24 protein-coding genes are annotated in these 24,927 nt (G+C 61.2%); 10 read left to right on the top strand and 14 right to left on the bottom strand.

Annotated elements, in window-relative coordinates; translation table 11 throughout:
- Positions 1 to 63: 63 nt before the first annotated feature.
- The gene (locus tag OIU37_RS23355) at positions 64 to 2,061 is read right to left on the bottom strand and encodes a bifunctional diguanylate cyclase/phosphodiesterase (protein WP_264258776.1); all 1,998 of its coding nucleotides are present in this window, start codon (positions 2,059 to 2,061) and stop codon (positions 64 to 66) included.
- Between the two features lie 180 nt (positions 2,062 to 2,241).
- Here OIU37_RS23355 and OIU37_RS23360 point away from each other — a divergent pair, with 180 nt between their 5' ends.
- Positions 2,242 to 3,279 carry a class I SAM-dependent methyltransferase gene (locus OIU37_RS23360; protein WP_264258777.1) on the top strand — a complete coding sequence of 346 codons (1,038 nt, stop codon included), beginning with the start codon at positions 2,242 to 2,244 and terminating at the stop codon, positions 3,277 to 3,279.
- 203 nt (positions 3,280 to 3,482) lie between these two features.
- Here the strand turns inward: OIU37_RS23360 and OIU37_RS23365 are convergent, their stop codons facing one another.
- Positions 3,483 to 4,340 (bottom strand): NmrA family NAD(P)-binding protein, encoded by an 858-nt coding sequence (locus OIU37_RS23365; protein WP_171603692.1) that lies wholly within the window; start codon positions 4,338 to 4,340, stop codon positions 3,483 to 3,485.
- Positions 4,341 to 4,469: 129 nt separating this feature from the next.
- On the opposite strand from OIU37_RS23365, the gene OIU37_RS23370 reads away from it, so the two are divergent.
- Positions 4,470 to 5,402 carry a LysR family transcriptional regulator gene (locus OIU37_RS23370; protein ID WP_264258778.1) on the top strand — a complete coding sequence of 311 codons (933 nt, stop codon included), beginning with the start codon at positions 4,470 to 4,472 and terminating at the stop codon, positions 5,400 to 5,402.
- Positions 5,403 to 5,512: 110 nt separating this feature from the next.
- Here the strand turns inward: OIU37_RS23370 and OIU37_RS23375 are convergent, their stop codons facing one another.
- The 3 genes from OIU37_RS23375 to OIU37_RS23385 are packed head-to-tail and all read right to left on the bottom strand — an operon-like array spanning position 5,513 to position 7,958.
- Positions 5,513 to 5,983 carry a cyclophilin-like fold protein gene (locus OIU37_RS23375; RefSeq protein ID WP_264258779.1) on the bottom strand — a complete coding sequence of 157 codons (471 nt, stop codon included), beginning with the start codon at positions 5,981 to 5,983 and terminating at the stop codon, positions 5,513 to 5,515.
- Between the two features lie 13 nt (positions 5,984 to 5,996).
- Positions 5,997 to 6,743 (bottom strand): SDR family oxidoreductase, encoded by a 747-nt coding sequence (locus OIU37_RS23380; RefSeq protein ID WP_182209779.1) that lies wholly within the window; start codon positions 6,741 to 6,743, stop codon positions 5,997 to 5,999.
- A 27-nt stretch (positions 6,744 to 6,770) separates the two neighbouring features.
- The gene (locus OIU37_RS23385) at positions 6,771 to 7,958 is read right to left on the bottom strand and encodes an MFS transporter (protein ID WP_264258780.1); all 1,188 of its coding nucleotides are present in this window, start codon (positions 7,956 to 7,958) and stop codon (positions 6,771 to 6,773) included.
- Between the two features lie 94 nt (positions 7,959 to 8,052).
- Between OIU37_RS23385 and OIU37_RS23390 the strand changes: the two genes are divergently transcribed.
- A complete protein-coding gene (locus tag OIU37_RS23390) occupies positions 8,053 to 8,949 on the top strand; it encodes a LysR family transcriptional regulator (RefSeq protein WP_264258781.1) in 897 nt (298 codons plus the stop codon).
- A gap of 43 nt (positions 8,950 to 8,992) precedes the next feature.
- On the opposite strand, the gene OIU37_RS23395 is transcribed toward OIU37_RS23390, so the two are convergent.
- Both OIU37_RS23395 and OIU37_RS23400 read right to left on the bottom strand, forming a co-directional pair.
- Positions 8,993 to 9,739: an SDR family NAD(P)-dependent oxidoreductase gene (locus OIU37_RS23395; RefSeq protein ID WP_180696140.1), complete on the bottom strand. Its 747-nt coding sequence runs from the start codon at positions 9,737 to 9,739 to the stop codon at positions 8,993 to 8,995.
- Between the two features lie 39 nt (positions 9,740 to 9,778).
- Positions 9,779 to 10,171: a DoxX family protein gene (locus tag OIU37_RS23400; protein WP_264258782.1), complete on the bottom strand. Its 393-nt coding sequence runs from the start codon at positions 10,169 to 10,171 to the stop codon at positions 9,779 to 9,781.
- A gap of 154 nt (positions 10,172 to 10,325) precedes the next feature.
- On the opposite strand from OIU37_RS23400, the gene OIU37_RS23405 reads away from it, so the two are divergent.
- Complete coding sequence (locus tag OIU37_RS23405; RefSeq protein ID WP_180696138.1) at positions 10,326 to 10,703, top strand: helix-turn-helix domain-containing protein; 378 nt, start codon at positions 10,326 to 10,328, stop codon at positions 10,701 to 10,703.
- 48 nt (positions 10,704 to 10,751) lie between these two features.
- Here the strand turns inward: OIU37_RS23405 and OIU37_RS23410 are convergent, their stop codons facing one another.
- Positions 10,752 to 11,246, bottom strand: coding sequence for an Lrp/AsnC family transcriptional regulator (locus tag OIU37_RS23410; RefSeq protein ID WP_138332467.1), 495 nt, complete (start codon positions 11,244 to 11,246; stop codon positions 10,752 to 10,754).
- Between the two features lie 150 nt (positions 11,247 to 11,396).
- Between OIU37_RS23410 and OIU37_RS23415 the strand changes: the two genes are divergently transcribed.
- Both OIU37_RS23415 and putA read left to right on the top strand, forming a co-directional pair.
- On the top strand, positions 11,397 to 11,603 hold the full coding sequence (locus tag OIU37_RS23415) for a hypothetical protein (protein WP_171603700.1): 207 nt from the start codon (positions 11,397 to 11,399) through the stop codon (positions 11,601 to 11,603).
- 27 nt (positions 11,604 to 11,630) lie between these two features.
- A complete protein-coding gene (gene putA / locus OIU37_RS23420; RefSeq protein WP_264258784.1) occupies positions 11,631 to 15,338 on the top strand; it encodes a trifunctional transcriptional regulator/proline dehydrogenase/L-glutamate gamma-semialdehyde dehydrogenase in 3,708 nt (1,235 codons plus the stop codon).
- A gap of 225 nt (positions 15,339 to 15,563) precedes the next feature.
- On the opposite strand, the gene OIU37_RS23425 is transcribed toward putA, so the two are convergent.
- Positions 15,564 to 16,415, bottom strand: a complete 852-nt coding sequence (locus tag OIU37_RS23425; protein ID WP_171603702.1) for a sugar phosphate isomerase/epimerase — start codon at positions 16,413 to 16,415, stop codon at positions 15,564 to 15,566.
- 345 nt (positions 16,416 to 16,760) lie between these two features.
- Here OIU37_RS23425 and OIU37_RS23430 point away from each other — a divergent pair, with 345 nt between their 5' ends.
- Genes OIU37_RS23430 through OIU37_RS23445 form a run of 4 tightly spaced genes read left to right on the top strand, consistent with a single transcriptional unit; the run spans position 16,761 to position 20,568 of the window.
- Positions 16,761 to 17,648 carry a sugar phosphate isomerase/epimerase gene (locus OIU37_RS23430; RefSeq protein WP_171603703.1) on the top strand — a complete coding sequence of 296 codons (888 nt, stop codon included), beginning with the start codon at positions 16,761 to 16,763 and terminating at the stop codon, positions 17,646 to 17,648.
- Positions 17,649 to 17,707: 59 nt separating this feature from the next.
- Positions 17,708 to 18,877, top strand: coding sequence for a mandelate racemase/muconate lactonizing enzyme family protein (locus OIU37_RS23435; RefSeq protein WP_171603704.1), 1,170 nt, complete (start codon positions 17,708 to 17,710; stop codon positions 18,875 to 18,877).
- Between the two features lie 2 nt (positions 18,878 to 18,879).
- Positions 18,880 to 19,572 (top strand): FadR/GntR family transcriptional regulator, encoded by a 693-nt coding sequence (locus OIU37_RS23440; RefSeq protein ID WP_180696131.1) that lies wholly within the window; start codon positions 18,880 to 18,882, stop codon positions 19,570 to 19,572.
- Positions 19,573 to 19,593: 21 nt separating this feature from the next.
- Entirely contained in the window at positions 19,594 to 20,568 is a 975-nt protein-coding gene (locus OIU37_RS23445; RefSeq protein ID WP_264258785.1) for an NAD(P)-dependent oxidoreductase, read from the top strand.
- Between the two features lie 77 nt (positions 20,569 to 20,645).
- Here OIU37_RS23445 and OIU37_RS23450 read toward each other — a convergent pair whose 3' ends face one another.
- From OIU37_RS23450 to OIU37_RS23470, 5 genes are read right to left on the bottom strand one after another with little or no spacing between them, the layout of a single operon-like run.
- Positions 20,646 to 21,722: an ABC transporter ATP-binding protein gene (locus OIU37_RS23450; protein WP_264258786.1), complete on the bottom strand. Its 1,077-nt coding sequence runs from the start codon at positions 21,720 to 21,722 to the stop codon at positions 20,646 to 20,648.
- Complete coding sequence (locus OIU37_RS23455; protein WP_264258787.1) at positions 21,722 to 22,831, bottom strand: ABC transporter ATP-binding protein; 1,110 nt, start codon at positions 22,829 to 22,831, stop codon at positions 21,722 to 21,724. The genes OIU37_RS23450 and OIU37_RS23455 overlap by 1 nt, the downstream gene beginning before the upstream one ends.
- Positions 22,828 to 23,031, bottom strand: coding sequence for a hypothetical protein (locus tag OIU37_RS23460; RefSeq protein WP_264258788.1), 204 nt, complete (start codon positions 23,029 to 23,031; stop codon positions 22,828 to 22,830). The genes OIU37_RS23455 and OIU37_RS23460 overlap by 4 nt, the downstream gene beginning before the upstream one ends.
- Entirely contained in the window at positions 23,028 to 23,987 is a 960-nt protein-coding gene (locus tag OIU37_RS23465) for a carbohydrate ABC transporter permease (RefSeq protein WP_180696127.1), read from the bottom strand. Before OIU37_RS23465 ends, OIU37_RS23460 begins: the two co-directional genes overlap by 4 nt.
- Position 23,988: 1 nt before the next feature.
- A complete protein-coding gene (locus OIU37_RS23470) occupies positions 23,989 to 24,894 on the bottom strand; it encodes a carbohydrate ABC transporter permease (protein WP_264258789.1) in 906 nt (301 codons plus the stop codon).
- Positions 24,895 to 24,927 lie beyond the last annotated feature (33 nt).

Raw genomic sequence — 24,927 nt, forward strand, 5'->3', positions numbered from 1 at the left:
TGCAGCCCTCGTCGAAATGGCTCCAATTGCTTTCGCGCTGAGCCATCTGGAAACCTTGACGAATTATGCCGCGCTCAGAAGTTCAGCGCTAACCGGCATTCCCATATGAAAGCCCTGGACGCGGTCGATGCGAAGATCCTTGAGAAGGGTAAATTGTGCTGCGGTTTCGACGCCTTCCACCAGGATCGTATTCCCACGATTGCGGATGAGAGCAATCATGTCCTGAAGCATCGTCAGGCCGCGTGGGTTCGAGCAGTCGTGCAGGAAGGTTCTATCGACCTTAACCGTCTGAAACTCGATTGCCCTCAGCCAGGAGAGGCCAGCGAAGCCGCAGCCGAAGTCGTCAAGCCAGATCTCGACGCCGAGTGCCCGCAGATCGGCAATGCATTTAAGCACCTCCGACTGCATATCCATGTCCAGGCCCTCGGTGACTTCCAGGGCTAGTCGCGACCCGCAGACCCCGCACCGAGCAAGGATATCAGCGACACTGGCAGCAAAGCCGGTGGAACGTAGTTGTATCGGCGACACGTTGACGCTGACGATAGCCATGCGATCGGTCATCAGTATGTCCCGGCATGCCGTCTCGATCGCCCACCTGCCCAGTTCGAGGATAGCGCCACTTCGTTCTGCAATGGGGATGAATGTCTTCGGCGAAACCGCCGTGCCGTCCGGCATCCTGAGGCGCATCAAAGCCTCGACAGCTCTTGCTTTCCCGTTCGTCACGTCGAAGATCGGTTGGTACACGAGCGAGACAAGTTTGCGATCGATGGCGGCCGCCAGCAACGGGACGAGTTTACCAGCATGGTCGTCGGGGCGAGGCAATAACGGGTCAAAACTACGAATGCAGTTTCGGCCACTTGCTTTGGCATTGTAGAGAGCGAGGTCGGCTTCACGTACTATTCGTTCAACTTTCTCTCCAACTTTATCGCGGGTTAAGGCGACGCCGATGCTGACGGTTACGATCGACATATCATCTGGTCGCTCGTCATGAGCAATCGCAAGAGACTCGACTTCCATTCTGATCTTCTCGGCGAGAGTCATCGCGACCCTGGGGAGGGCAGCCGGCATGACCACGATAAACTCCTCGCCACCATACCTGCCGATCATGCCATCGGACGACTCTACAACCGCCTTCAGCGCATTGGCGATGACAGTCAGGCATCGGTCTCCTTCCTGATGTCCGTAGCGATCATTGAAGCATTTGAAAAAGTCGACGTCGATGAGGAACACGGAGAAGTCGCGGCGTTCGTCTTTCCAGGCGGCCCAGCATTCGTCGAGCCGCCGATCCAGCGCGCGTCTGTTGCCTATGCCTGTCAGGTAGTCAGTATGTGAAAGCTCGAGCAGTGACCGTCCGCGCTCGGACGCTTCCCAGTGCTGGTGGCGAGCCTCGGCCGCGTTCAGCAACACGTTTCGACGCTCCACGTTCAATCGCCAATTGACGAAAGACGTGAAGAGAAAGCACGAAATGTAGAACAGCCCAAAGGCGAGCTTGTAGGTTTGACTTGAAGGAAATAATGCCTCGATCGTAATAAAAAATGCGCATAGAACGAGGCCCGAGGTGATCACCGACAGCCGAAACGGGAAACTGAAAAAGAGGTTGGCGCCCATCATGAAGATGGCGCCGAATATCATGTAGTATGACATGGCCGTGACGTCGCGGGTGGCAATCGCCGGGTAAAGCCAGCCAACGTAGCCCACAAGCAGTGCGGCGGCGCATGTGATGTCAAGCCAGACGGTTTTCGCTTTTGCCAGTCGCAAGATTTCGAACGCCAGCAGAGCGATCGTTGCAATGACGAATCGCGCGGCGATCGTCACAGGGGCAACATCGGGGATCAGCCATCGGTCGGGAAGTGCGAAGGCCACATAAACGGCGACCGCGATCCAAAGGCCATGCCGTGAGCTCCGCCTTCGGACAGCATCATTTTCAGTTTTCAGAGAATTGAGGGCGTCGGCGAATGAAAAGCTGGCGGTTGATTCGTCACGCGGGACATTAGCGTAAGCCGCGATCATGCAAAAACACCGGGCTGACAACCATTTAAAGTATGTTGAAAAGTAAGCCATACTTCGGCGCCCTCCAAAATCGCGTTCGGCAACCTGCAACCGGTTTGTCTTATTGCTTAGCTTTGTTAGAGGGGCAGCATCCGACCCGCAAGAGTAGAATTACCCTTATCCCGCGTAGATTCTAGTCGCATCCTATTTCGAGGTTGATTATGCTTAACGCTATGTCAAAGGGGTCTCGAAATGGCACAAAGCCTGGTCTTGGACGGTGAAAGTCTTGTTGGGCCCGGCGAAATTCGTCGGGTAGCAAGGAGGGTTGCTGCGCCAGATCCCGGTCACCTGATCGTTGCAAGAGCCGAGCTTGCCCTCAGCCTTGACGTGTCGACCCGTCAGTTCAAATCCGGCGTCGAGCCTGATGCGATCATCGAGCGTCTGACCGACGCCTTGCATCAGATACGGCGGCGCTTTCATCCGGAGGTGTGGGACGTCATCGTTCCGATCGCGCAATCTCATCCGGTTGCTCACTATCTTCATCAAGATCCATTGACCCGCTGGTCGTTCGAAAAGCCGCGCGGCTATTCCGGCGACGCACGTCTTCTCGACTTCATCTATGGCCGACCTGAAATCGAGAACGCCGTCGCATCATCGAGCAACTTGGGACGCTCGATCTACGCCTACACTCGAAATGCTTCGTCATCCGTCGCGGTAAGGGAGCGTCGAGACATTCTGGCTCGCCGCGTAGACGAAATCGCTTCGGCCCGGCCTGGTTCGACCGAAGTCCTCGCCATCGCCGCCGGGCATCTTCGTGAGGGGCCTTTGTCGCGCGCTCTGAGCGCCGGCGCGATCAGACGCTGGGTAGCTTTGGATCAAGACCCGATGAGCGTTGGAACCGTCGCCCGCGATTTCGCCGGCACGTCCGTCGAGGCGGTGAACGGGTCGGTCAAATCCCTGCTCGGTGGGAGGCATGCGCTGGGAATGTTCGATTTCGTCTATGCCGCGGGTCTTTATGACTATTTGCCGGACGCAGTGGCCGTAAAGCTGACCAGGAAGTGCGTCGGCATGCTTAAGCCTGGCGGCACCTTCCTATTTGCCAACTTCTCCCCGGAGACGGAAGTCGATGGCTATATGGAGACATTTATGAACTGGGCGCTGCTGTTGCGGTCAGAACGAGAGATGGGCTTGATCGCCAGTCAAAGCGTGACCGGGGCGGATGTGAAGGTGTCTGTTTGGCCCGGCTCAAACCGCAGCATTGTCTATTGTGAAATTCAAAAACCGCAGTAGCGGCACGTTGGCTGGAAGGGCTTACCGTCAGCGTCTACTCGGCCACCAAGGTCTCGCTGCGCCAGGTTCCACTGGACAACGGGGCGCAACATGCTGCGCCCCTTGCTCTTCGACGGTTACCGAAAGCTGTTCAGGCAGAGGCTCGAAGTTTCGTCGCCACCGTCCAAGGGCGTGGCTGCTCTCCGCCACGGCCTTTCAGCTGTTTAACGGCCGGGGCTAATCAGGCGGCCGATTGCTGTGTCCAGTGTGGTCGTGCCCTTCACCGGCTCGCCCTCGAACCGGATCCAGCCTTCGTTGAAGCCATCGATCATGCGCATCCGCGGGAGGGGGTTTTGCATGCCCTGGTCGGTGAAAATCTGCTCCCAGGTATCGCGGGCGACCGGCTCCGCCCGGACGGGTCTGCCGAGGATGGACGAGAGGACAGCGGCGATATCGTTGGGCGTGACGCCCTCCGGCCCCATCAACTCGATGACCTGCTTGCCCACCCACTCGTGCTGCAGCAGTTCTGCCGCTTTGGCTCCGACGTCGAAGACAGAAACCATCGGATAGGGTTGATCGAGCGGCTGCAGGAAACTCGAGAGGACACAGGTCTCGCGCGCCGGCGCGATGTCCCAGGCCGTGTTCTCCATGAACCAGCCGGCACGCAAAAAGGCGATCGGCATTGGCAAAGCAGATAACTTCTGTTCAACGAGACCGAGCTGGCTCAAGAGGTTAGGTTCTCTGGCCTGCGCGCCGATGGTGGAGAGGCAAACGACCTTGGCAGGACGAGACGAAAGAAGCGCGGTCTTGAGGGCCGCAATGACAGCACGCACTTCCGCAAAGTCGGGGGTTGGATCGAAGGTCGGCGGGATCAACAGAAAGACACCGTCGGCGCCGGCAAAAGCCTTGGTGAGCGCATCGGCGTCGGTCATCTCGGCCAAGGCCAGTTCCGCGCCTTTGTTTTTCCATTCCGCTGCTTTCTCCGCATTGCGCGCGACGGCGCGTATCGGCACCCCCGCCTTCAGCAGACGCGCGGCGACAATGCCTCCGACTTGGCCTGTTACTCCGGTGATCACAAACATGGCTAGACTCCTTTGCTGCCTGCACCGCCAGCAGGTTGGCGGTTTGTTATGCTGATCATGTCCTTTGGCAGCATTTGACTGAAGCGCGCTTCTGTCACATGATTGGTGACTAAAAATCACGGATGCCCGATGTTTGACGGACGATTATTGAATGGCGTGAGCGTACTGGCCGCCGTTATCGAGAGCGGAAGTTTCGCGCGGGCGGCGGAGCTAATGGGACTATCGGCGTCGGGTGTCAGTCGCGCCATTTCCCGACTGGAGGGGCGGATCGGTCTGCGGCTTCTCGACCGGACAACACGCACGATGCGGCTCACCGATGACGGCGCGCGGTTCTACGAACAGGTGGCCCCACTCTTGAGCGGCATCGAAGAGGCTGCGCAGACAGCTGTTGGCGCCAGACAGGCGGTGCGTGGCCGACTGCGAGTCAATGTCGACCCATATTTCTCACGCCTTGTGCTCGGCCCGCGGCTCGGCGCCTTCCTCGACCGTTATCCGGATATCCAGATCGAGGTCATCACCCGCAACGAGATCGGCGATCTTGTTGCTGATGGCATGGACGTCGCTGTGCGCTTTGGCGAGCCTGCACAGCGGTCGCTTATTTCGCGCCTGTTGATGCAGACGCGCGTGATCACGATTGCGGCTCCCGCTTATATCGAGCGACATGGTCGGCCGGGCCGTCCACAGGATTTGAGTGAGCATACCTGTATCCAGTTCCAGGACCCGCTGACTGCAAGGCCTTTCGAATGGGAGCTTCGGCGGGGTGAAGAGGTCGTCTCCATCGAGACCCGCAGCCGCATTTTAGTCAACGATGCCGGCACGACCTTGGCGACCTGCCTTGCCGGGATAGGCATCGCGCAGGTCTTCTCACTCGGGATGGCGGATTATCTGAATAATGGGCAGCTCGTGAACCTCTTTCCCGACTGGTCGGACGAAACATTCCCGCTCTACGCCTTCTATCCCTCGCGTCAGCATGTTCCGGCTAAGGTCAGGGCCTTTATAGATTTCTGCGTCGAGATCATCGAATTGACGGAGGCGCCTCGTCGAGCGCCTCTGCTGGCTTAAGCCGGCCGCGGCTTTCTGGTTCCGATATGGGCCATTGCGGAAATTCGTCCTATTGGGTTCTTTCATGCTTGGGAGGAAGCGATTTCAGATTTCCGGGCATGGAACCCTTGTCAGATGCGTTCTATGCGGACCGGATACTCGCCGCGCACCGGCAGCGGCTCGAAGCCATTGTCGAAGCGGCCGAGCCGGATCAGCCCGTCCCAGCGGTAATCCGCGTAGAACAGGGCCAGGTTGCCCCACGGTTTGAAGTAACAAAGGTCGCCCGGCTGCTCGTTTCCGAAAGGACCGCTGCCTTCTTCCGTGAGTTTGCGTGGCAGATGGACGATCTTCTCGTTCCTGCCATAATCCTCGATCTTGAGGTCTAGGGGCAGCAGGGAAGCGAGATCGCGCGCCGTAGGATTGTCATAGAGCGTCGCGGTCAGGGTCAGCTTGTTGAAGTCTATCCTGATCCTGACGTCGGTCGGCTCCTGATTGGCCGGATCGCGTCCTTCCTGCCCCCGAGCCGTCAAAGGTATGGCAGCGGCTGCCAAGGCTCCGCCCGGCAGCGCGCGACGACTCATGAACTTAAATCTCATCGACATAGCACGCCTCGCATCAGACAGGTTGAGCCGTGGGCCGGAACAGGATTTCGTTGATGTCGACATCGTCCGGTTCGTTCACCGCAAAGGCGACCGTTCGCGCGAACGTGTCCGCGCTGATTGCGATCTTGCTGACGAACTCCTCGGTGCCCGCCTGGATGTCCTTTTCGCTGATGTGGTCGAGGAGCTCGGTGCTCACTGCGCCGGGTGAAATGATCGTGGTGCGGATGTTGTATGGCTTTACTTCCTTCCGCAGCCCCTCCGAAAGGGCGCGCACGGCAAATTTCGTGGCGCAATAGACGGCCGCACCAGGATCGACCACGTGGCCGTAGACGGAGGACACGTTGATGATGTGCCCCGACTTTTGTGCCTTCATATGGGGAAGCGCTGCTGCGATGCCGTAGAGCACACCTTTGATGTTCACGTCGATCATGCGATCCCACTCGTCGACTTTGAGCCGTTCGAGCGGCGCAAGCGGCATCAGGCCGGCATTGTTCAACATCACGTCGATACGGCCGAAGGCGTCGACGGCCGTGTCGACGAGATTCTTGACTTGATGTCGGTCCGTGACGTCGGTTTGGACTGCCTTGGCCTTATGGCCCTTGGCGGACAATTCCTCGGCCAGCGCAGCGATCCGGTCGGCTCTGCGCGCACCAAGAACCACCGAAGCGCCGCGCTCGGCCAGGTGGCGCGCCGTGGCTTCGCCAAGTCCGCTGCTTGCGCCGGTGATGACGACGACTTTGTTTTCGATTCCTTGAGACATGATGATCTCCTTTGAGCTTCGGAAGGTTCAGGAATGGCGGCCGGCCAGGGCAGCGAGGGCAGCCGAACCTGCGAGAAGGCAGGCGGCCAGCAGGAAGGTGCTCCACCATCCCGCAGTATCGAACAGCATGCCGCCGGCCAAAGCGCCGCCGGCAATGGCGAGCTGGATCAGCGCCACCTGCAGTCCGCCTGCCGCTTCCAGTTCGCCGGGGACGATGGCGGCCATCCAGGTGTTCCAGGCGACCGGAATCGGCGTCGAGAAAAATCCCCACAGCACGAGCAGAGAAGCGGTCGCCGCCGCGAACGGCCCGAGCGCGATCAGCAGCAGGGCGAGGACCGCAAGAGCCGCCGGCAATCCGACGAGAACGAGGAGGAGGTGCCGGCGGGCGACGAAGCCGATGACGGAGGTTCCGGCCAGCCCGCCGACGCCAAGGCCGAGAAGCACCATGGACAGGACATTCAATTCCAGTCCCGTCACGCCTTCGAGGAATGGGCGAAGGTAAATGGACAATGCGTTCTGGCCGATAAAGGCCAGACCGGTCGCCGCCATTCCGATCGCCAATCTACGATTGCGCAGCAAGCCGAATATTCTAGCGACCGAGACGGTTGATGTCGCGGGCATGCTCGGCAGGACGGCCAGTTGCCAGATGAGCCCCGCAATTGCGATCGGCACCGTGATCAGGAAGGTGCCGCGCCATCCGATCAGCCCGCCAAGAAAACTGCCGAGCGGCGCAGCAAGGACGAGCGCGAATGCGGTGCCGCCCTGAAGCAGGGCAATGGCCTTGGGCAAGTCGCGGCTCGACGCCAGGCGTGCCAGAATGGCCGTCGACAGTGACCAGAAGCCGCCGATCGAAACACCGACCAGGACCCGTCCAACGAGAAAGACAAGGAAGTTGGGCGCCAGCGCAACCGCCAGGCTCGAAGCAGCGAGAACCGCCGTATAAAGCAAGACGACCGTCCTCCGGTCGATCTTCGTCAGGATTGCATTGCCGAAAAGACTAGTGGCAACCGCAAAAACACCGGACACGGTGATTGCCAATCCGGCTTGCCCCTCTGACACCGAGAGATCCCCGGCGATCGGGGTCAGAAGGCTCACCGGGAGAAATTCCAGCCCCACCAGAAGAAACGTCAGAAGCGAGAGACAGGTGACCGCGCTCCACCGGGTCGCCGCGCTTTCTCCCAGCGAGGTCTCATTCAATGTCAGCTCGATGCTCATGCATGGTCTCCTGTCCGGTGCCAGAGAGATAGCCGGACTGGTTTAGCGCGACTAGGAGTTATAATGTGAACGTCGTGATGAAGGAGATTCAACAATGCGGCGCGACGAGTTCACGGAAATGCGTGCGTTTCTGGAGGTGGCTCGGGAGCGGAGTTTCACGCGCGCCGCATCCAAGCTGGGGGTCACGCGCTCGGCGCTGAGCCATACGATCAGCGCACTCGAAGCCCGGCTCGGCGTCCGGCTTCTCTCCCGCACGACGCGTGATGTGGCGCCCACGGCGGCCGGCGCGCGCCTCGTGGAAAGCATTCAACCGCATTTCGAAGGTATCGCAGCGGAGGTCAGTGCCATCAGCGCACTGCGCGACAGGCCCTCGGGTCATATCAGGCTCGTGTGTCCCGACGATGCCGTCGACCTCGTGTTCCGTCCGAGGCTGCCGGCATTTTTGCGCGACTATCCTGATATCAGCGTGGAACTCATCGTCGACAACGGTTTCACGAATATCGTCGAACGCCAGTTCGATGCGGGCGTGCGGCTCGGCGAAGCGATTGCGCGCGACATGGTGGCCGTTCGCATTGGACCCGACGTCACTTACGCCGTGGTCGGATCACCCGAATATTTTGCGGCCCACACTGTGCCTTCGACCCCGCATGACTTGACAGACCACAATTGCGTCAACCTGCGGCTTCCGACGTCAGGCGCGCTCTATGCCTGGGAGTTCGAAAAGGATGGTCGCGAATTCAGCGTTCGCGTGGAGGGCCAGCTCGTGATGAGCAACATAGGACCGGCGATCAATGCCGCTCTCGATGGCGCCGGACTGTCCTATGTGCCGAGAGACCTCGTCCGGCAATATTTGGACAACGGTCAACTGACGGAAGTGCTCGCGGACTGGGCGCCGACGTTTCAAGGTTATCATCTCTATTACCCGAACCGGCGCCATCCATCCCCCGCTTTCTCCGCCTTCGTCGAAGCCTTTCGCTACCGGCAGAGGTAGCCTCAAGGGGCGCAGCCCGCTGCGCCCCTTTGCTCGCTCGTGGTTATCGAGCGCTGTCGATGATTGCGCCGCCGTCGGGAGCGAGGCTGTAGCCGGTGATGAACTGCGAATCCTTGCTGGCAAGGAACAGGACCACCGGGGCAATGTCCTCTTCCGGCGAACCGAAACGAGCGAGCGCATTCGTCGGCGGAGGAACCTCCTTTTCCGCAGCGCCCCAGGTGTCGGCGATCGGCAGGACGTTGTTCACGGTGATCTTGTCGGCTCCCCATTCGCGTGCCGCCGTGCGGGTCAGCGCGCGCACTGCCTCCTTGGCCATGTTGTAAGGGCCATAACCAGCCAGTCCGCTGGTGGCGGCCATCGAGGCGAAGTTGATGATCCGGCCTTCTCCGCTTTCCCTCAGGTGAGGATAGCAGGCCTGCATGAAGAGCAGATAGGCGATCGGCCCGGTGTCGAAGTTCCGTTGCAATTGCTCGACCGAAAGGTCGATGACCGAAGACGAGACGGCAGAACCATCGAAAGCATTGTTCACGAGAATGTCGATGCGGCCATATGTTGCGAGAACCTTGTCCACCGCGGCCGTGATCTGATCGGCTTCACCGACGTCGCAGACGACGGCGAGTGCCGTGCCGCCCGCTTCGACGATGTCAGCGACGACACGCTCGACGCTTTCTGATGTGCGCGATAGAATTGCGACCTTCGCACCTTCGGCGGCAAAGAGCTTTGCGGTGGCGCGGCCAATGCCGCGGCTTGCGCCTGTGACGATGGCAACTTTTCCATTGAGTCGACCCATGTGTATCTCCATTTGGTGGGGCTTGGGATCATCGAGACGTCAGAGCGCAGCGGCCTGGACGTAAGGGGAGGGCATGTCGCGGGCGTCGTTCTGCGTCACGAACGAGGTGACCAGCAGCGCGAGGCCGATCGCCGCGGGCAGGGCGCGGGCAGGTTTTCGAATGCCGATATGCGCCAGGCCCGACAGCAGCAGGTGAAAGAAGATGCCGGCATAGGCGAGATCGCTGAGCGGCACGCTGACACGTGAAAGGATCGCGACCGGGCCGAGAATCTTGATGACGATCATGAATGGAATAAGAAAGGGAGCCGTATATCCGAGTTCCGCCAGAACCTGGCGAACCCAGTCCCGTTTGGTGACATAGATTGCGGCTGAGGCGAGGTAGAGCACGGATAGAAGAGCCGTGCTGATCCAGTACACGTTAAATTCAGGCATAAGTTCATCCCTGTCGCTGCCCAGGCAGCAACATTCCTCTCGTCGAGTCTGTCTGTTTGCTTTGAGAGGCGCTTTTCCTGCGCTCCCTTGTGCATGCAGAGAAATGTCGCCTAAGGTTTATATTTGCAAGTAGGATGAATTACTTGCTGCTAGTATGGAAAACCAGACTATGGCCGATGGAATCAATATGCATGAGGAGATGCGGCGCGCATTCGCGCTGCTCTCCGGCAAATGGAAGCTGGAAATCATGTGGCTGCTCAATCAGCGCGTCTACCGGTTCGGCGAGTTGAGAAAGGCTATTCCCGGCATCACCCAGCACATGCTGACGGCGCAGTTGCGCGAGCTCGAAGCGGACGGTTTGATATCCCGCACCGTCTTTGCCGAGGTTCCCCCGCGCGTCGAATATGAGATCACGCAAAAAGCGCGGGGCCTCGGCCCCACGATGGAGGCATTGACGGCGTGGTGGAACGAGTACGGCAAAAGCGTGCCGGTGAGGCCGAGTACACGCGGACGGAAGGCGAGGGACGTCTGAACTGCTTGGGAGACAATTGCCGCTTTTGAACGGCTTATCCGTTCACGGTCACGAAAGGCTCGAACCGAACTTGTCCCAGCCTTCCTTGATCGTCTCCATCGCGACGTTGGTCGAGGTGTTGGCAACGTGGGGCAGTGTCGAGATGCGCTCGCCGAGGACGCGCCGGTAGCGGCCGATGTCGCGGGTGCGGATTTTCAGCAGATAATCGAACCTGCCGGCGATCATGTGGCACTCCTCGACTTCGCTGATCTTCTTGATGGCCTCGTTGAAGCTTTTCAACGCATGCTCGCGGGTATCGGAGAGCTTCACCTCGACGAAAGCGATGTGGTCGAGCTGCATTTTCGACGGATTGAGAACGGCCTTGAAGCCTTCGATATATCCTTCGCTGATCAACCTTTTGAAGCGGATCTGGCATGGCGTCTTCGACAATCCGACACGCGCGGCGAGATCTGTGATCGACAGTCTGCCGTCCTCGGCGAGCGCGGCGAGGATCTTTCTGTCGAACTGGTCCAATTCACTAAAGATGTCGGTTTCAGTAGCCATTTGAACTCTCGCGGGCGGATTAATAAGTTCATACAGCCTGGAAACTGTTGAAATCAAGTGAGATTGCGATTTGTGATTATGATAGATTATCTGCCGGGCAGAAGAGTGCTGAAATCGGTATCGGCGCCGCGCTCAACACGGGGATCGTACATGCACAACAAAGAAGCGGATGAAGACCGGGCGCCGGATCTGCTCGCGCACTACCGCCCGCTTGCGATCAGGGCCGTGGCCGCGGCGCTCACCCTCAAGCGCGCCAGACCGGATGCGCGCCCGCTGCGCGAAACGGAATATTCCGGCCCCGCCTTCACGGATGATGCACAATGGGACGACGAGCCCGGCATCTCATTCATCCGTTAAACCAGACATCGATTGATAGGTACTTTCATGTTGAACGCAGCGATCGACCCCGCCCCCTCCCGTGATCCCGCCGACGGCGCGCCGTTTTCCGGCTTTGCGCCGCCGATCCGGCCGCAATCCGAACTTCGCCAGGCCATTACGGCGGCCTATCGCCGCCCGGAAGCCGAATGCCTGCCGCCGCTCGTGGCAGCCGCGCGTGTCTCAGAGGCGAAGCGCTATGACATCCGCAGCACGGCCCGCAGCCTGATCGAGGCGTTGCGCGCCAAGCACAAGGGAACCGGTGTCGAAGGGCTGGTACAGGAATATTCGCTCTCCAGCCAGGAAGGCGTGGCGCTCATGTGCCTAGCCGAAGCGCTGCTGCGCATTCCCGATACCGAAACCCGGGACGCGCTGATCCGCGACAAGATCGCCGAAGGCAACTGGACCTCCCACATCGGCGGCGGAAAATCCATGTTCGTCAACGCCGCCACGTGGGGGCTTGTCGTCACCGGCAAGCTCACCTCGACGGTCAACGACCGCAGCCTCTCGGCAGCGCTGACGCGGCTGATCGCACGCGCCGGCGAGCCGGTCATCCGTCGCGGCGTCGATATGGCGATGCGCATGATGGGCGAGCAGTTTGTCACCGGTGAAACGATCGCAGAGGCGCTGAAGCGCGCCCGGCCGCTCGAAGCGCGGGGCTTCCGCTATTCCTACGACATGCTGGGCGAGGCTGCCACGACTGCCGCCGACGCGGAGCGCTATTACCGGGATTACGAAAAGGCGATCCATGCCATCGGCAAGGCGTCGGACGGGCGCGGCATTTATGACGGCCCGGGCATATCGATCAAGCTTTCGGCCCTGCATCCCCGTTACGTGAGGTCGCAGGCCGGCCGGGTGATGAGCGAGTTGCTGCCGAAGGTCAAGGCGCTGGCCGTTCTCGCCAAGACCTATGATATCGGCCTCAATATCGACGCCGAGGAGGCCGATCGGCTGGAACTTTCACTCGATCTCCTCGAGGAGCTTTGCTTTGCCCCGGAACTGACAGGATGGAACGGGCTGGGCTTTGTCGTGCAGGCCTATGGCAAACGCTGCCCCTTCGTCCTCGATTACATCATCGATCTCGCACGCCGCTCCGGGCGCCGGGTCATGGTCCGTCTCGTCAAGGGCGCCTATTGGGATGCGGAGATCAAGCGCGCCCAGCTGGACGGTCTCGACGACTATCCGGTCTATACCCGCAAGATCTACACCGATGTCGCCTACGTCGCCTGCGCGCGCAAGCTGCTCGATGCTCCGGATGCGGTCTTCCCGCAATTTGCCACCCATAATGCGCAGACGCTCGCCACGATCTATCGTCTGGCGGGTCCCGATTTCGCCGTCGGCAAATACGAATTTCAATGCCTGCATGGCATGGGCGAACCTCTCTACGACGAGGTTGTCGGAAAGGAAAAGCTGGACCGGCCCTGCCGCATTTATGCGCCTGTCGGAACACATGAGACCCTGCTTGCCTATTTGGTTCGACGCCTTCTGGAAAATGGTGCCAATTCCTCCTTCGTGCACCGCATCTCCGATCCGAACGTCTCAGTCGAGGCGCTGATCGCCGATCCCGCCGAAATCGTCGCAGCCATGCCTGTCGTTGGCGCGCCCCACGCGCAGATCGCCTCGCCGAAGGCTCTTTACGGCAACGCCCGGGCCAATTCCGATGGTCTCGATCTCTCGAACGAGGCCACCCTTTCGGATTTGGCTGAGGCGCTCGCCTCCACGGCTGCTGCCCCGTGGCATGCGCTTCCCCTCCTTGCCGACGGCTCTACGGATGGGGTGACGCGCGATGTTCTCAATCCTGCCGATCACCGGGATGTCGTCGGTACGGTGACCGAAGTGAAGGTCGAGGAGGCAGCGCGCATCGTTCGCATGGCTGCGGAGCATGCGCCACAATGGGCCGCCGTGCCGCCGGCCGAGCGTGCCGCCTGCCTGGAGCGGGCCGCCGACATCATGCAGGCCCGCATCAAGGTGCTGATGGGCATCGTCATGCGTGAGGCCGGCAAATCCGCGGCCAATGCCGTCGGCGAGGTGCGTGAGGCCATCGACTTCCTGCGCTACTATGCCGAACAGGCACGCAAGACCCTCGGCCCCTCGCATGCGCCGCTCGGCCCGGTCGTCTGCATCAGCCCCTGGAATTTCCCGCTGGCGATTTTCACCGGGCAGGTTGCCGCGGCACTGGTGGCCGGCAATCCCGTGCTTGCGAAACCTGCCGGCGTCACGCCGATCATCGCTTCGGAGAGTGTGAAGATCCTTCACGAGGCGGGCGTGCCTGTCGGTGCCCTGCAGTTCGTGCCCGGCAGCGGCCGTCTCGGCGCCGGCATGGTCGGGGCGGAGGAGACTGCAGGCGTGATGTTTACCGGGTCGACCGAAGTTGCCCGCATGATCCAGGCGCAGCTGGCCGAACGGCTGTCAGCAAGCGGCAAGCCGATTCCGCTGATTGCCGAAACCGGCGGCCAGAACGGCATGATCGTCGACTCCTCGGCATTGGCCGAGCAGGTGGTGGCGGACGTCATTGCCTCTGCTTTCGACAGCGCCGGTCAGCGCTGCTCGGCGCTCAGGGTTCTCTGCCTTCAGGACGATGTCGCCGACAGGACCCTCAACATGCTGAAGGGCGCCTTCCGCGAACTGACGATCGGCCGGACCGATCGGCTGAGCATCGATGTCGGCCCGGTCATCAACGACAGCGCCAAAACGGAGATCGACCAGCATATCGAGCATATGCGCGGCTTGGGCCGCAAGGTGGATCAGCTGCCGCTGCCCGAAAGTGCGGCGGCGGGGACCTTCGTTCCGCCGACGATCATCGAGATCAAGTCGCTGTCTGACCTGACGAGAGAGGTCTTCGGACCGGTCCTGCATGTCGTCCGTTTCAAGCGAAACGGCCTTGACCGACTGATCGACGACATCAACGCATCGGGTTACGGCCTCACATTCGGGCTTCACACCCGGCTTGATGAAACGATCGCGCATGTGACCAGCCGCATCAAGGCTGGAAACCTCTATGTCAACCGCAACATCATCGGCGCCGTGGTCGGCGTGCAGCCGTTCGGCGGCCGCGGCTTGTCGGGAACAGGCCCCAAGGCAGGCGGTCCGCTCTATATCGGCCGGCTGGTGCAGCGCGCGCCCGTGCCGCCGCAGCAGGATTCCGTTCATACGGACCTCGCCCTTCGTGACTACATCGTCTGGCTCGACAAGAAGGGCCTGTCGGGCGAGGGGGAAGTGGCGCGTGGGTATGCGAGCCGCTCGGCGCTCGGGCTCGAACGCGAACTCACCGGTCCGGTGGGCGAGCTCAATCTCTACGCGCTCCATCCTCGCGGCCGTATTCTCCTCGTGCCGCAGACGGAAGGCGGGCTTCATCGCCAGATCGCCGCAGCCCTGTCGACCGGCAATCACATCGTCGTGGACGCCGGTTCCGTATCGAAATCAGTCCTGGCGGACCTTCCGGCGGCTGTCGCCAGCCGGATTTCCTGGACATCCGATTGGGAAAAGGACGGGCCGTTCTCAGGCGCGCTCGTCGAAGGGGATCGCGACAGGATTCTGGCCGTCAATCAGAAGATTGCTCACCTGCCGGGTCCGCTGCTGCTGGTCCAGGCCGCGACGAGCGAGGAATTGGCGAGCGATCCCGAGGCCTATTGCCTGAATTGGCTGCTGGAGGAGGTGTCGACCTCGATCAACACCGCGGCTGCCGGCGGCAATGCAAGCCTTATGGCCATCGGCTGAGTGATAAGACGAGGGCGCAGAAAATATTCTCTCGTTGGCATGCATGTGACTTTGATCGTCGGAAAGGGTCGGCCGAAAGCCGGCCCATCCAATGGGTTTGCCCAAGCCTGAGAAAACGGCGGTCTTTCATGAGCAGCATAACCGTCCCCGGCAGCTCGTCCGCCTCCACGGTCTCCCGTGCGGTGCAGCCCTGTCCGGGGCCAAATCAGGCAGGTCGGTTGATGGTCATGCCGCCGCCTGCCATCCATCGCGGATATGGCGGTAGCCTTCGCGATAGACCGATTCCGGCGTCTCGGAAAAGTCGCGCCAGACCTTTGTCGCGGCGGCGAGCTCCTTGAGCGCCCGGCCGAAGGCCTCGATTGTCAGCCACCCGTCGTAGCCGCTCGCGCGTAGCGCCTTGAACGTCTCCGCCCAGGGAATGTTGCCGCGCCCGGGAACGCCGCGGTCATTCTCCGAAATATGGACATGCACGATGCGGTCACTGTTTCGCGTGAAGGCGCCGATGGGATCGGCCTCTTCGATATTGCTGTGGAAGGTGTCGTACATGGCGCGGATATTCGGATGTCCGATCGCGTCGATATGGGCCGCAAGGTCGTCCATCGTGTTGAACAGGTAACATTCGAAGCGGTTTAGCGCCTCAAGCCCGATCGTGACGCCGTGCTTTGCTGCATAGTCGCCGATCGCCAGTTGCGAGGAAACTGAACGCTTGAGTTCCGCCGTGCTCGGGCCACTCCCGGAAAATTTGCCGAGCGTCGAATGCAGCGGCCCGCTCAGCATCGTTGCGCCCAGCGCCTCGCTGCAGTCGATGGCCCATTTAACGTAATCGATGCCGCGCCTGCGGGTCGCAGCGTCGGGGGCGATCAGGTTCATCTGGGGGTCGCCCATGGCGGAAACGGCGGTCCGTTCCAGGCCGATCCGGTCGAGTAGCGCCCCCAGCCGCCGGTAGTCGTCGGGTGTGCCGGAAAAGATCGGTATCTCGACGCCGTCAAACCCCGTGTCCTTGATATCGCGTAACAGTGCCTCGTGTTTCCGGCCGACACTTGTCGTCCAGAGGAACATGCACATGCCGATCTTCATCTCCCCTCCCCTTGGCCCTGCGGCCACTGCGCGGCAGTTTCAACCGCCTTATCACTTTCCAGATCTGGTCATACCAAATCTTGGAATCTGGTCAAGCCAGTTCATGGCGCGCTTGAGGTGCCGGATTCGCGCCTTAGCAGCAAATTCAGCATTAAATATCGATCTGCAAAAGAAATATCGACGTTTTGGCCCGTCTTGCAGAGGGTGAAGAATTACGTTAGAGCTTTCAAATAACAAGAATTGGCCAAACCAGATCGTCGAAAGTCGCGAGGCTGGCCAAGGATAAGGTGACATCTTGCCGGCCAATTGGCGGTCGAGCGCGCCGCAACAGTCTAGGAGGACCTCATGCATCTTTCGACACACAACTGGATGCGGGCCGAACCGCTCGCCGTCACGCTGAAGCGCATCAAGAAATATGGCTATGAAAGCATCGAGATATCCGGCGAGCCGGCGCAGTACGACGTCAACGAGACGCGTACGTTGCTGAAAGAGCATGGCATCCGCTGCTGGGGCGCCGTTACGCTGACGCTCGGCGAGCGCAATCTTGCCGCCAGGGATGAAGGTCAGCGCGCCAGGTCAGTGGACTACGTCAAGAGCGTCATCACCATGGTCAGCGAACTCGACGGCGAGATCGTCACCCTCGTGCCGGCGACCGTCGGCAAGGTGGTGCCGGATGGGACCGAGGAGGAAGAGTGGACATGGGTGGTGGACGCCACCAGGGAGTGTTTTGCCCATGCGCAGAAGAGGGGCGTGCGCATTGCCGTCGAGCCGCTCAATCGTTTCGAGACCTATTTCTTCAACCGTGCCGCCCAAGCGCTGGCGCTCGCCGATGCCGTCAGCCCCGAATGTGGGGTGTGCCTGGATGCCTTCCACCTGAACATCGAGGAGGAAGACATGTATGAGGCGATCCGGCTCGCTGGAAAACGCCTGTTCGATTTCCACGTCGCCGATAACAATCGTTTTGCCGCCGGCCTCGGCCAGCTCGACTGGCCGAAGATCATCGGCACGCTGAAGGAGATCGGTTACGACGGCGCCGTCACCAACGAATTCGTCGCTCCGGTCGACCGCACGCCGGCCACAAAATATCCGGACATGGTCGAGCGCAACCCCGTCGATATTCCCCCGGAGCAACTGAAGTTTATCCAGGACCACGGCTCGAGCATTCTCACTGAGAAGTTCTACGACGATCAGATGCGGATCACCGCCGAGACGATCCTGCCGCTGATCAAGTAACGAACGGAAAGACATATGCCATGCGGCTCGCGGGCCGTGCGGGGCAGGGGATCCGAGACATGCGCATCAAGACCGTAGAGGCCTGGTGGATTAAAATTCCCATCGAGGCGAGCCGTCAGCACCGCAGCGACTTCGGCCGACTGACGACCTTCGATAGTGCGATCCTGCGGATCGAAACGGACGACGGCATCGTCGGGTGGGGAGAGGGCAAGAATGCCGCGGGCAGCGCGGGCACCTACGGCACGCTGGTACACATGCTCAATCACGAGGTGGGGCCGAAGCTCATCGGCCGCGATCCCGCGGACATCTCCACCATATGGGAGATGCTCTACAATGGCGTACGCCACGAGACGGCGGCGCGTTCGGGTCACACCATGCCCGAGATCGCGCGGCGCGGCCTTTCCGTCGCGGCGATCAGCGCGGTCGACATAGCGCTCTGGGACATTCTCGGCAAGTCGCTCGGCGTTCCCGTCTGGAAGCTGCTGGGTGGCCGCAAGGCGGACAGGTTGCCCGCCTATGCCTCGGGCGGTTGGGAGAGTGCGGAGCGGATCGGCGATCAACTCCGGTCCTATATCGCGGCCGGTGGTTTCAAGTCAGTCAAGATGCGCGTCGGTGCGATGGATCGTGCGCCGCATGTCTCGGCATCGCGCGTGCGGGCGGCGCGCAAAGCGGTCGGGCCCAACGTCGACCTGATGGTCGATGCACACGGCACGTATACTGTTGCCGATGCGAAGCGCTTCATCCAGATGGTTGCCGATTGCGACCTCGCCTGGTTCGAGGAGCCGGTGATTGCCGATGACAAGCCGGGCATGGCGGAGGTGCGCGCGGCCGGCAACGTGCCGATCGCTGCCGGCGAGAGCGAGGCGACGCGTTTTGCCTTCCGAGATCTTGCCATGCTTCGGGCCGCCGACATATTCCAACCGGACCCTGCCTTCTGCGGCGGCATTACGGAGGCGATGCGCATCAGTTCGCTCGCCAGCGCCTTCAATCTCCGTTTCGCGCCGCATCTCTGGGCCGGTGCGCCCTGCTTCTTTTCCGGCCTGCATGTGTGCGCGGCTTCCCCGGCAAGCTTCATCATCGAATATTCGCTCGGCGCCAATCCGATGATCCATGATCTTGTCGAGGACGCTGTGTCGGTGAAAGACGGTATGATAGAGATCCCGGACAGGCCTGGGCTGGGCTTCACGATCAATCAGCGGGTCCTGGAGACTCACGCGCAAAGACAGTGACGATGAAAGAAAATTCCCTCCTCTCCGATCTCGCGGCCCATCTTTTCTCGAACTCGAGCGGCAACGGCCGTACGCCTTCGGAGCGAGAGCTTGCGGAGCATTTCGGCGTCAGCCGGGGCCAGGTTCGCGAGGCACTGGCCATTCTGGAGGCAATGCGCATCGTCGAGCGCCGGGCCAAGTCGGGCATCTATCTGACGACCACGGAGGCGAGCGTGGAGGCAATGGCGCTTTTTGCCCGCGCCGGCGTGCCGCTTGATCCCATCCTGATCTACGAGACCGTGGAGCTTCGCAAGATCCATGAGATCAAGGCCGCGGAGCTCGCCTGCGATCGGGCGACGGAGGAGAATTACCAGCACTTGCGCGATATCCTCGCCGCATCGGAGGCGAAGCTTGCCGCCGGCGAGGGGCTGGCGCGCGAGGACCGGGATTTTCATTTGGAGATCGTCCGCGCCACCAAGAATAGCGTCTTCCATCGGGTGTGCAGCGTCTACTACGTCATGGGCGAACACCGCCTGCCGATCTATTTTGCCGACGCCGCCCGCAGCCGGCGCTCGCATGAGGAACACATCCGTATCTACGAGGCGCTGCTTGCCCGAGACGGCAATCTGGCCCAGGCGCTGATGAGCGCGCATCTTCAAGGTGCGGAAAGCTATTGGAAGGGTCTCATCGGCGGTCCAGCGACGGCTGCCGTATAGGCGTAACCGGCGGGAGGGCCGATGAGCTTCATCTTTTCCACACATCCCCTGCACCCTGCGGCCAAATCCATGCTTGAGGCTGCGGGTGATCTGCGCGTCGCTTCCGCGCCCGATCCCGAAACATTGCTGCGAGAAGGCCGCGGCGCGGGCATCGTCGTCATACGCGCGCCGATCCCTCCGGCCTTCTTCGAGGATGCGCCGGCGCTTCGCGCGGCGATCCGCCATGGTGCCGGGCTCGACATGGTGCCGATGGATGCGGCGACCCGGGCCGGCGTGCTTGTCGCCAACGTGCCGGGCGTCAATGCGTCGACTGTCGCCGAGCACGTCTTCCTCGTGACACTGGCCCTGCTTCGGCGCTTCCGCCTGATGGACCGCGAACTGCGTCAGAATGGCTGGGCGGCGGGCCGCGCCCAGTCGGATACGGCCGTCGATCTCGCCGGCCGCACCATGGGCATCGTCGGTATGGGTAATGTCGGCAAGGCGATCTTCAAGATCGCGAAGTTCGGTTTCGGCCTGGAGGTGGTCGCCACGAGCCGCTCGCCGGAAAGCGTGCCGGACGGCGCGCGCTTCCTGACGATCGATGAGCTTGTTGCGACGGCCGACATCGTGGTGCTCTGCTGCCCGCTGACGCCGGAGACGACCGGCTTGCTCAATGCCGGTCGCATCGGGCGCATGAAGCCCGCGGCCATTCTGGTCAACGTCTCGCGCGGCCCTGTGATCGATGATGCGGCATTGATCGAGGCGCTGGGCGATGGCCGCATCGGCGGAGCCGCGCTCGATGTCTTCGCAACGCAGCCGCTGCCGCTCGATCATCCCTATTTCGGCTTTGCCAACGTCATCGTCACGCCGCATCTGGCTGGCCTGACGGAAGAGAGCATGATGCGCATGGGAACAGGCGCGGCGAGCGAAGCCCTGCGCGTCATCAAGGGCGACTTGCCCGTTAACTTGCGCAATCCCGAAGTGGTAGAGCACTACCGCCGGCGCTTTCCCGCATAGCGCCTCGTCGCGCAACTCGAAATGCTCGCTGCCCTGCCGTGCCGCCGAGACCGCTGGCATCCTTCGGACCGATCAGGTCAGCCCGCGTGCCGCAGGCTTACACCGCTTCCGGCGTCAAACAGCACGACCTTTTCCGGATTCCACGAAAAGCGAACCTCATCCTCGATCCGAAGCGCCGTCTGTGTCGGCACGGTCGCGTGGATGAACTTCTCGCCGGTGCGCAGCGTCACGATCTTTTCGACACCATGGTTTTCCACGTCGTGGACCCGTGCTTCGCCGGGCGCGCCGCTGTCGAGATAAATGTCCTCGGGACGGATGCCGAAGGTGAGCGGGCGACCGTCTGTCGCGATCCCGTGTCCGTTGCCGAGGGGAAGCCGGTAGCCCTCGCTGGCCACTGCCTCGCCGCCGGCAAGCGTGCCGGCAATCAGGTTCATCGGCGGCGAACCGACTGCGCGCGCGACGAAGGTGTTGACCGGGTTTCGGTAGATCTCCTGCGGCGTACCCGTCTGCACCAGTTGGCCGTTGTTCAGGACGCCGATCTTGTCGCCCATCGACATGGCCTCTATCTGATCGTGAGTGACGAAGAGGAAGGTCGCGCCGAGGTTCATCTGCAGGTTTTTCAGCTCGGTGCGAAGTGCTTCGCGAAGCTTCGCGTCGAGCGCCGAAAGGGGTTCGTCCATCAAGAAGACCCGCGGCTTGCGCACGATGGCCCGGCCGATCGATACGCGCTGCATCTCGCCTCCCGACAGTCGGTCCGTCTTGCGGTCGAGCAGATGCTCGATGCGCAGGGTGTTCGCAACCCGTGCGACGCGCTCCTTGATTTCCTGGGGTTCAATGCGGCGGATACGGGATTTTAATGGAAATTCCAGGTTCTCCCGCACCGTATAGCGCGGGTAGAGCGAGTATTGCTGGAGCACCAGGGCTACGTCGCGCTCGGCGGCACCCCAGTCGGCGACGTCCTGCCCGTCGATGAAGATCTGGCCTGCGGTCGGCTTCTCGAGGCCGGCGATCAGGCGCAGCGTCGTCGTCTTGCCGGCGCCGGTCTGCCCGAGCAGCACGAAGAACTCGCCGTCGGCAATGTCGATGTTCAGGTTTTTCAGCGCCGTGTGGTTGCCGAAGGTCTTGGTGATGCCCTTGAGTTCGATATGCGCCATCAGAGTCTGATCCCGAGCGACGAACCGGTCGCCGTATTGAAGAAATGTGCCTGGGAGGGGTCGATGCGTGCCCAGACGGCTTCGCCGGGACCAGGCACGAAACCGCTCTTGGTGCGTGCCCTGATCATCTGGTGGCCGACTTTCAGGTCGACGATATCGTGCGAGCCGAGAGGCTCGATGATATGCGCCTCGACCGGCATGAAGCCCTCGCGGGCCTCCCGTGAAACGAGCACGCCTTCAGGCCGGACCCCGAGGGTCAGCTTGCCGTTCTCGGCCCTCGCGTCAGAGAGCCGGTCGGCGAGCACGGTGGGGAACTCGAAGCCGGTTACCCCGTCGCCGACCTGCACGCTGGTATGGCCGCCCGTTTCGCTGACGGTCGCCGGCGCCATGTTCATGACCGGGCTTCCGACGAACTGGGCGACGAACATGTTGGCGGGTTGCGCGTAAACCTCTTCCGGCGTGCCGATCTGCTGGAGGATGCCCTCGTGCATGATCACGATGCGGTCGGCGAGCGACATGGCCTCCACCTGGTCATGCGTCACGTAAATGGTGGTTGAACCCTGCTTGATATGCAAACGCTTGATTTCCGCCCGCATCTCTTCGCGCAGCTTCGCGTCGAGCGCACCGATCGGCTCGTCCATCAGCATGGCCTTTGGCCGTCGCACCAGCGCGCGGCCGATCGCGACCCGCTGCATGTCGCCGCCTGACAGCGCCGAGGGCTTGCGGGTCAGCAGACCGGTGATACGCAGCACACCGGCGATCTCGCGGACCGACGCATCGACATCGGCACGGCTCATCCGGGTCGCGCGGAGCGGGAAGGCGATGTTCTCGTAGACCGTCATGTGCGGATAGAGCGAGAAGGATTGGAATACCATGGCGATATCCCTGTCGGATGCCTTGATATGCTGCACCGGCTGCCCGTCGATCAGAATGTCGCCTTCATCGATCGTCTCCAGCCCCGCGATGGCGCGCAATGTCGTCGTCTTGCCGCAGCCCGATTGTCCAAGCAGCACGATGAATTCGTTGTCGGCGATGGCGAGATTGAGGTCTTTGATGACCTGGACGGCACCGAAATATTTCTGAATCGCGCGAAGTTCGATTTGCGTCATGAAGGGCTGCTTTCGTCTGGTTGCGCGTCCCGCGGGATTTTGGTCGTCACCATGAAGGCGATCAGTCCGACGAGCGTCATCGTCATGCCGTAGCGATGCAGAAACAGGTTCCACGGCTGGCAGAGCGCGATGATGCCAAGGATCATCAGATACTGCGAACCGGGTTCGAGATATTTCTGGTTCAAGGCGCGGAAGGTCATTTGCGGATCGCTCCGAAGCTCATGCCGCGCAGGAGATGGTTCCTGAGCAGGAAAGTGAAGATGGCGACCGGTAGCAGGAACAGGAACGTGCCGGAGGCGATCACCGTCCAATCCGGCAGGCCTGAGCCGACCTGGCTGGGAATGAAGGGCGGAGCCGTTTGCGCGCGCCGGTTCGTCATGATCAGCGCAAATGCATATTCGTTCCAGGCCGTGATGAAGCAGAAGACGGCGGTTGCGGCGATGCCGGTCGCCGCTTCCGGGATGACGATCTTGAAAAAGGCCTCCATCCGCGTGTATCCGTCGACGAGCGCGGCCTCCTCGTATTCCTTCGGAATCTCGTCGATGAAGCCCTTCATCAGCCAAACGGAGAAGGAAAGGTTGAAGGCAGTGTAGAGGATGATGAGGCCCCAATGCGTGTCGTTGAGCCCGACGACGCGGTACATGAGGAACATCGGGATCGCCACGACGACGGGCGGCAGCATGCGCGTCGACAGGATGAAGAAGAGAAGGTCCGCCTCCCCCTTCACTTTGAAGCGCGAGAAACCGTAAGCCGTGAATGTTCCCATGCCGACGGCCAGCACCGTGGACGTGATGGCGACGATCAGCGAGTTCATGAAGCGGTTCGGATAGCCGGATGGCTGCACCTCGCCGCGGCCGGAGCGGACGATCTTCTCGCCGCCGTCGAACACCATCCGCTCCCACCAGGGGGCGGCGGCATATTCTTCAGCGGTAGGCGCCCCGCGCAATTGCGAGCGCTTGGTGAAGAGCTTCACGAAGGGCGAGAGTTCCGGCTCGAAGAGCACCGTCGGCGGAATGGTGGTAGCGAGGTTGCGCGGCTTGAAGGCCGTCGAGGTGATCCAGTAGATCGGCGCCAGGAAGATCAGCGTAATGATCAATACGGCGGCGATCGCTACCCGGTTCAGCGCGCGTTCGGAGCGGGTTTGGACGGCAGCCATCTCAGCGCTCCTTCACTTTGTTGAGGTACTTGACGTAGATGTTGGTGATCGCAAGAACCATGATGAGCACGATGTAGGCGAGTGCGCAGGAACGCCCCGTCTGCCATTCCTGGAAGGCCATTTTGTAGAGCCGGATGGAGATCACTTCGGTCGTCGGTTGGCTGGTCAGGATGTAGGCGAGGTCGAAGGTCTTGAAGGCCTCCATCGTGCGGAAGATGATTGCGATCATCAGGATCGGCGCCACCAGCGGCAGCGTGATGCGGAAGAAGGTATAGAACGGCCCCGCCCGGTCGATCGCCGCTGCCTCGTAGAGATGTTTTGGCACGGCCGAAAGGCCGGCAAGCGACAGCAGCATCACGAAGGGCGACCACATCCAGATGTCCGTGATTGCGACCGCATAGAGCGCCATGTTCGGATTCGACAGCCACTCGAAGGAGCCGAGGCCGAGTGCGTAGTTGATGATGCCGAAGGACGGGTCGTAGAGCAGCTTCCAGAAGAGGCCGACCACGGCCATCGAGAGCATCATCGGCAGCAGCAGCAGCGTCGTCAAAAGACCCTTCAGCGGGATATCGCGGTTGAGCAGCATCGCGGTGCCGAAGCCGACGATCACCTGCCCCGTCACAGAGACGATCACATATTTCGCGGTGATGGCGAAATTCGACCAGATGAAAGGATCGTTCAGCAGCTCACGGTAGTTCTGCAGGCCGACGAAGTTGGCCGGCGCGTTCGTTGAGGCACGAAAGTCCGTGAAGGAATAGCCGAGCGAATAGATCAGCGGAAAGATGTTGAAGATGATCAGAAACAGGATCGTCGGGATAATGAAGAGATTGCGAATGCGGATGTCGCTCATGCCGCGGGAGGCGGCACGCGATTTCGTGTCCAGCGATGTCATGACTGCGGTTGCCAATCCTCTCCTCCTCCGAGAGTCGGCGCCGGATGC

Origin of the sequence: Rhizobium sp. BT-226, from assembly GCF_025847085.2 — a bacterium.
Lineage (GTDB): Bacteria > Pseudomonadota > Alphaproteobacteria > Rhizobiales > Rhizobiaceae > Rhizobium > Rhizobium sophorae.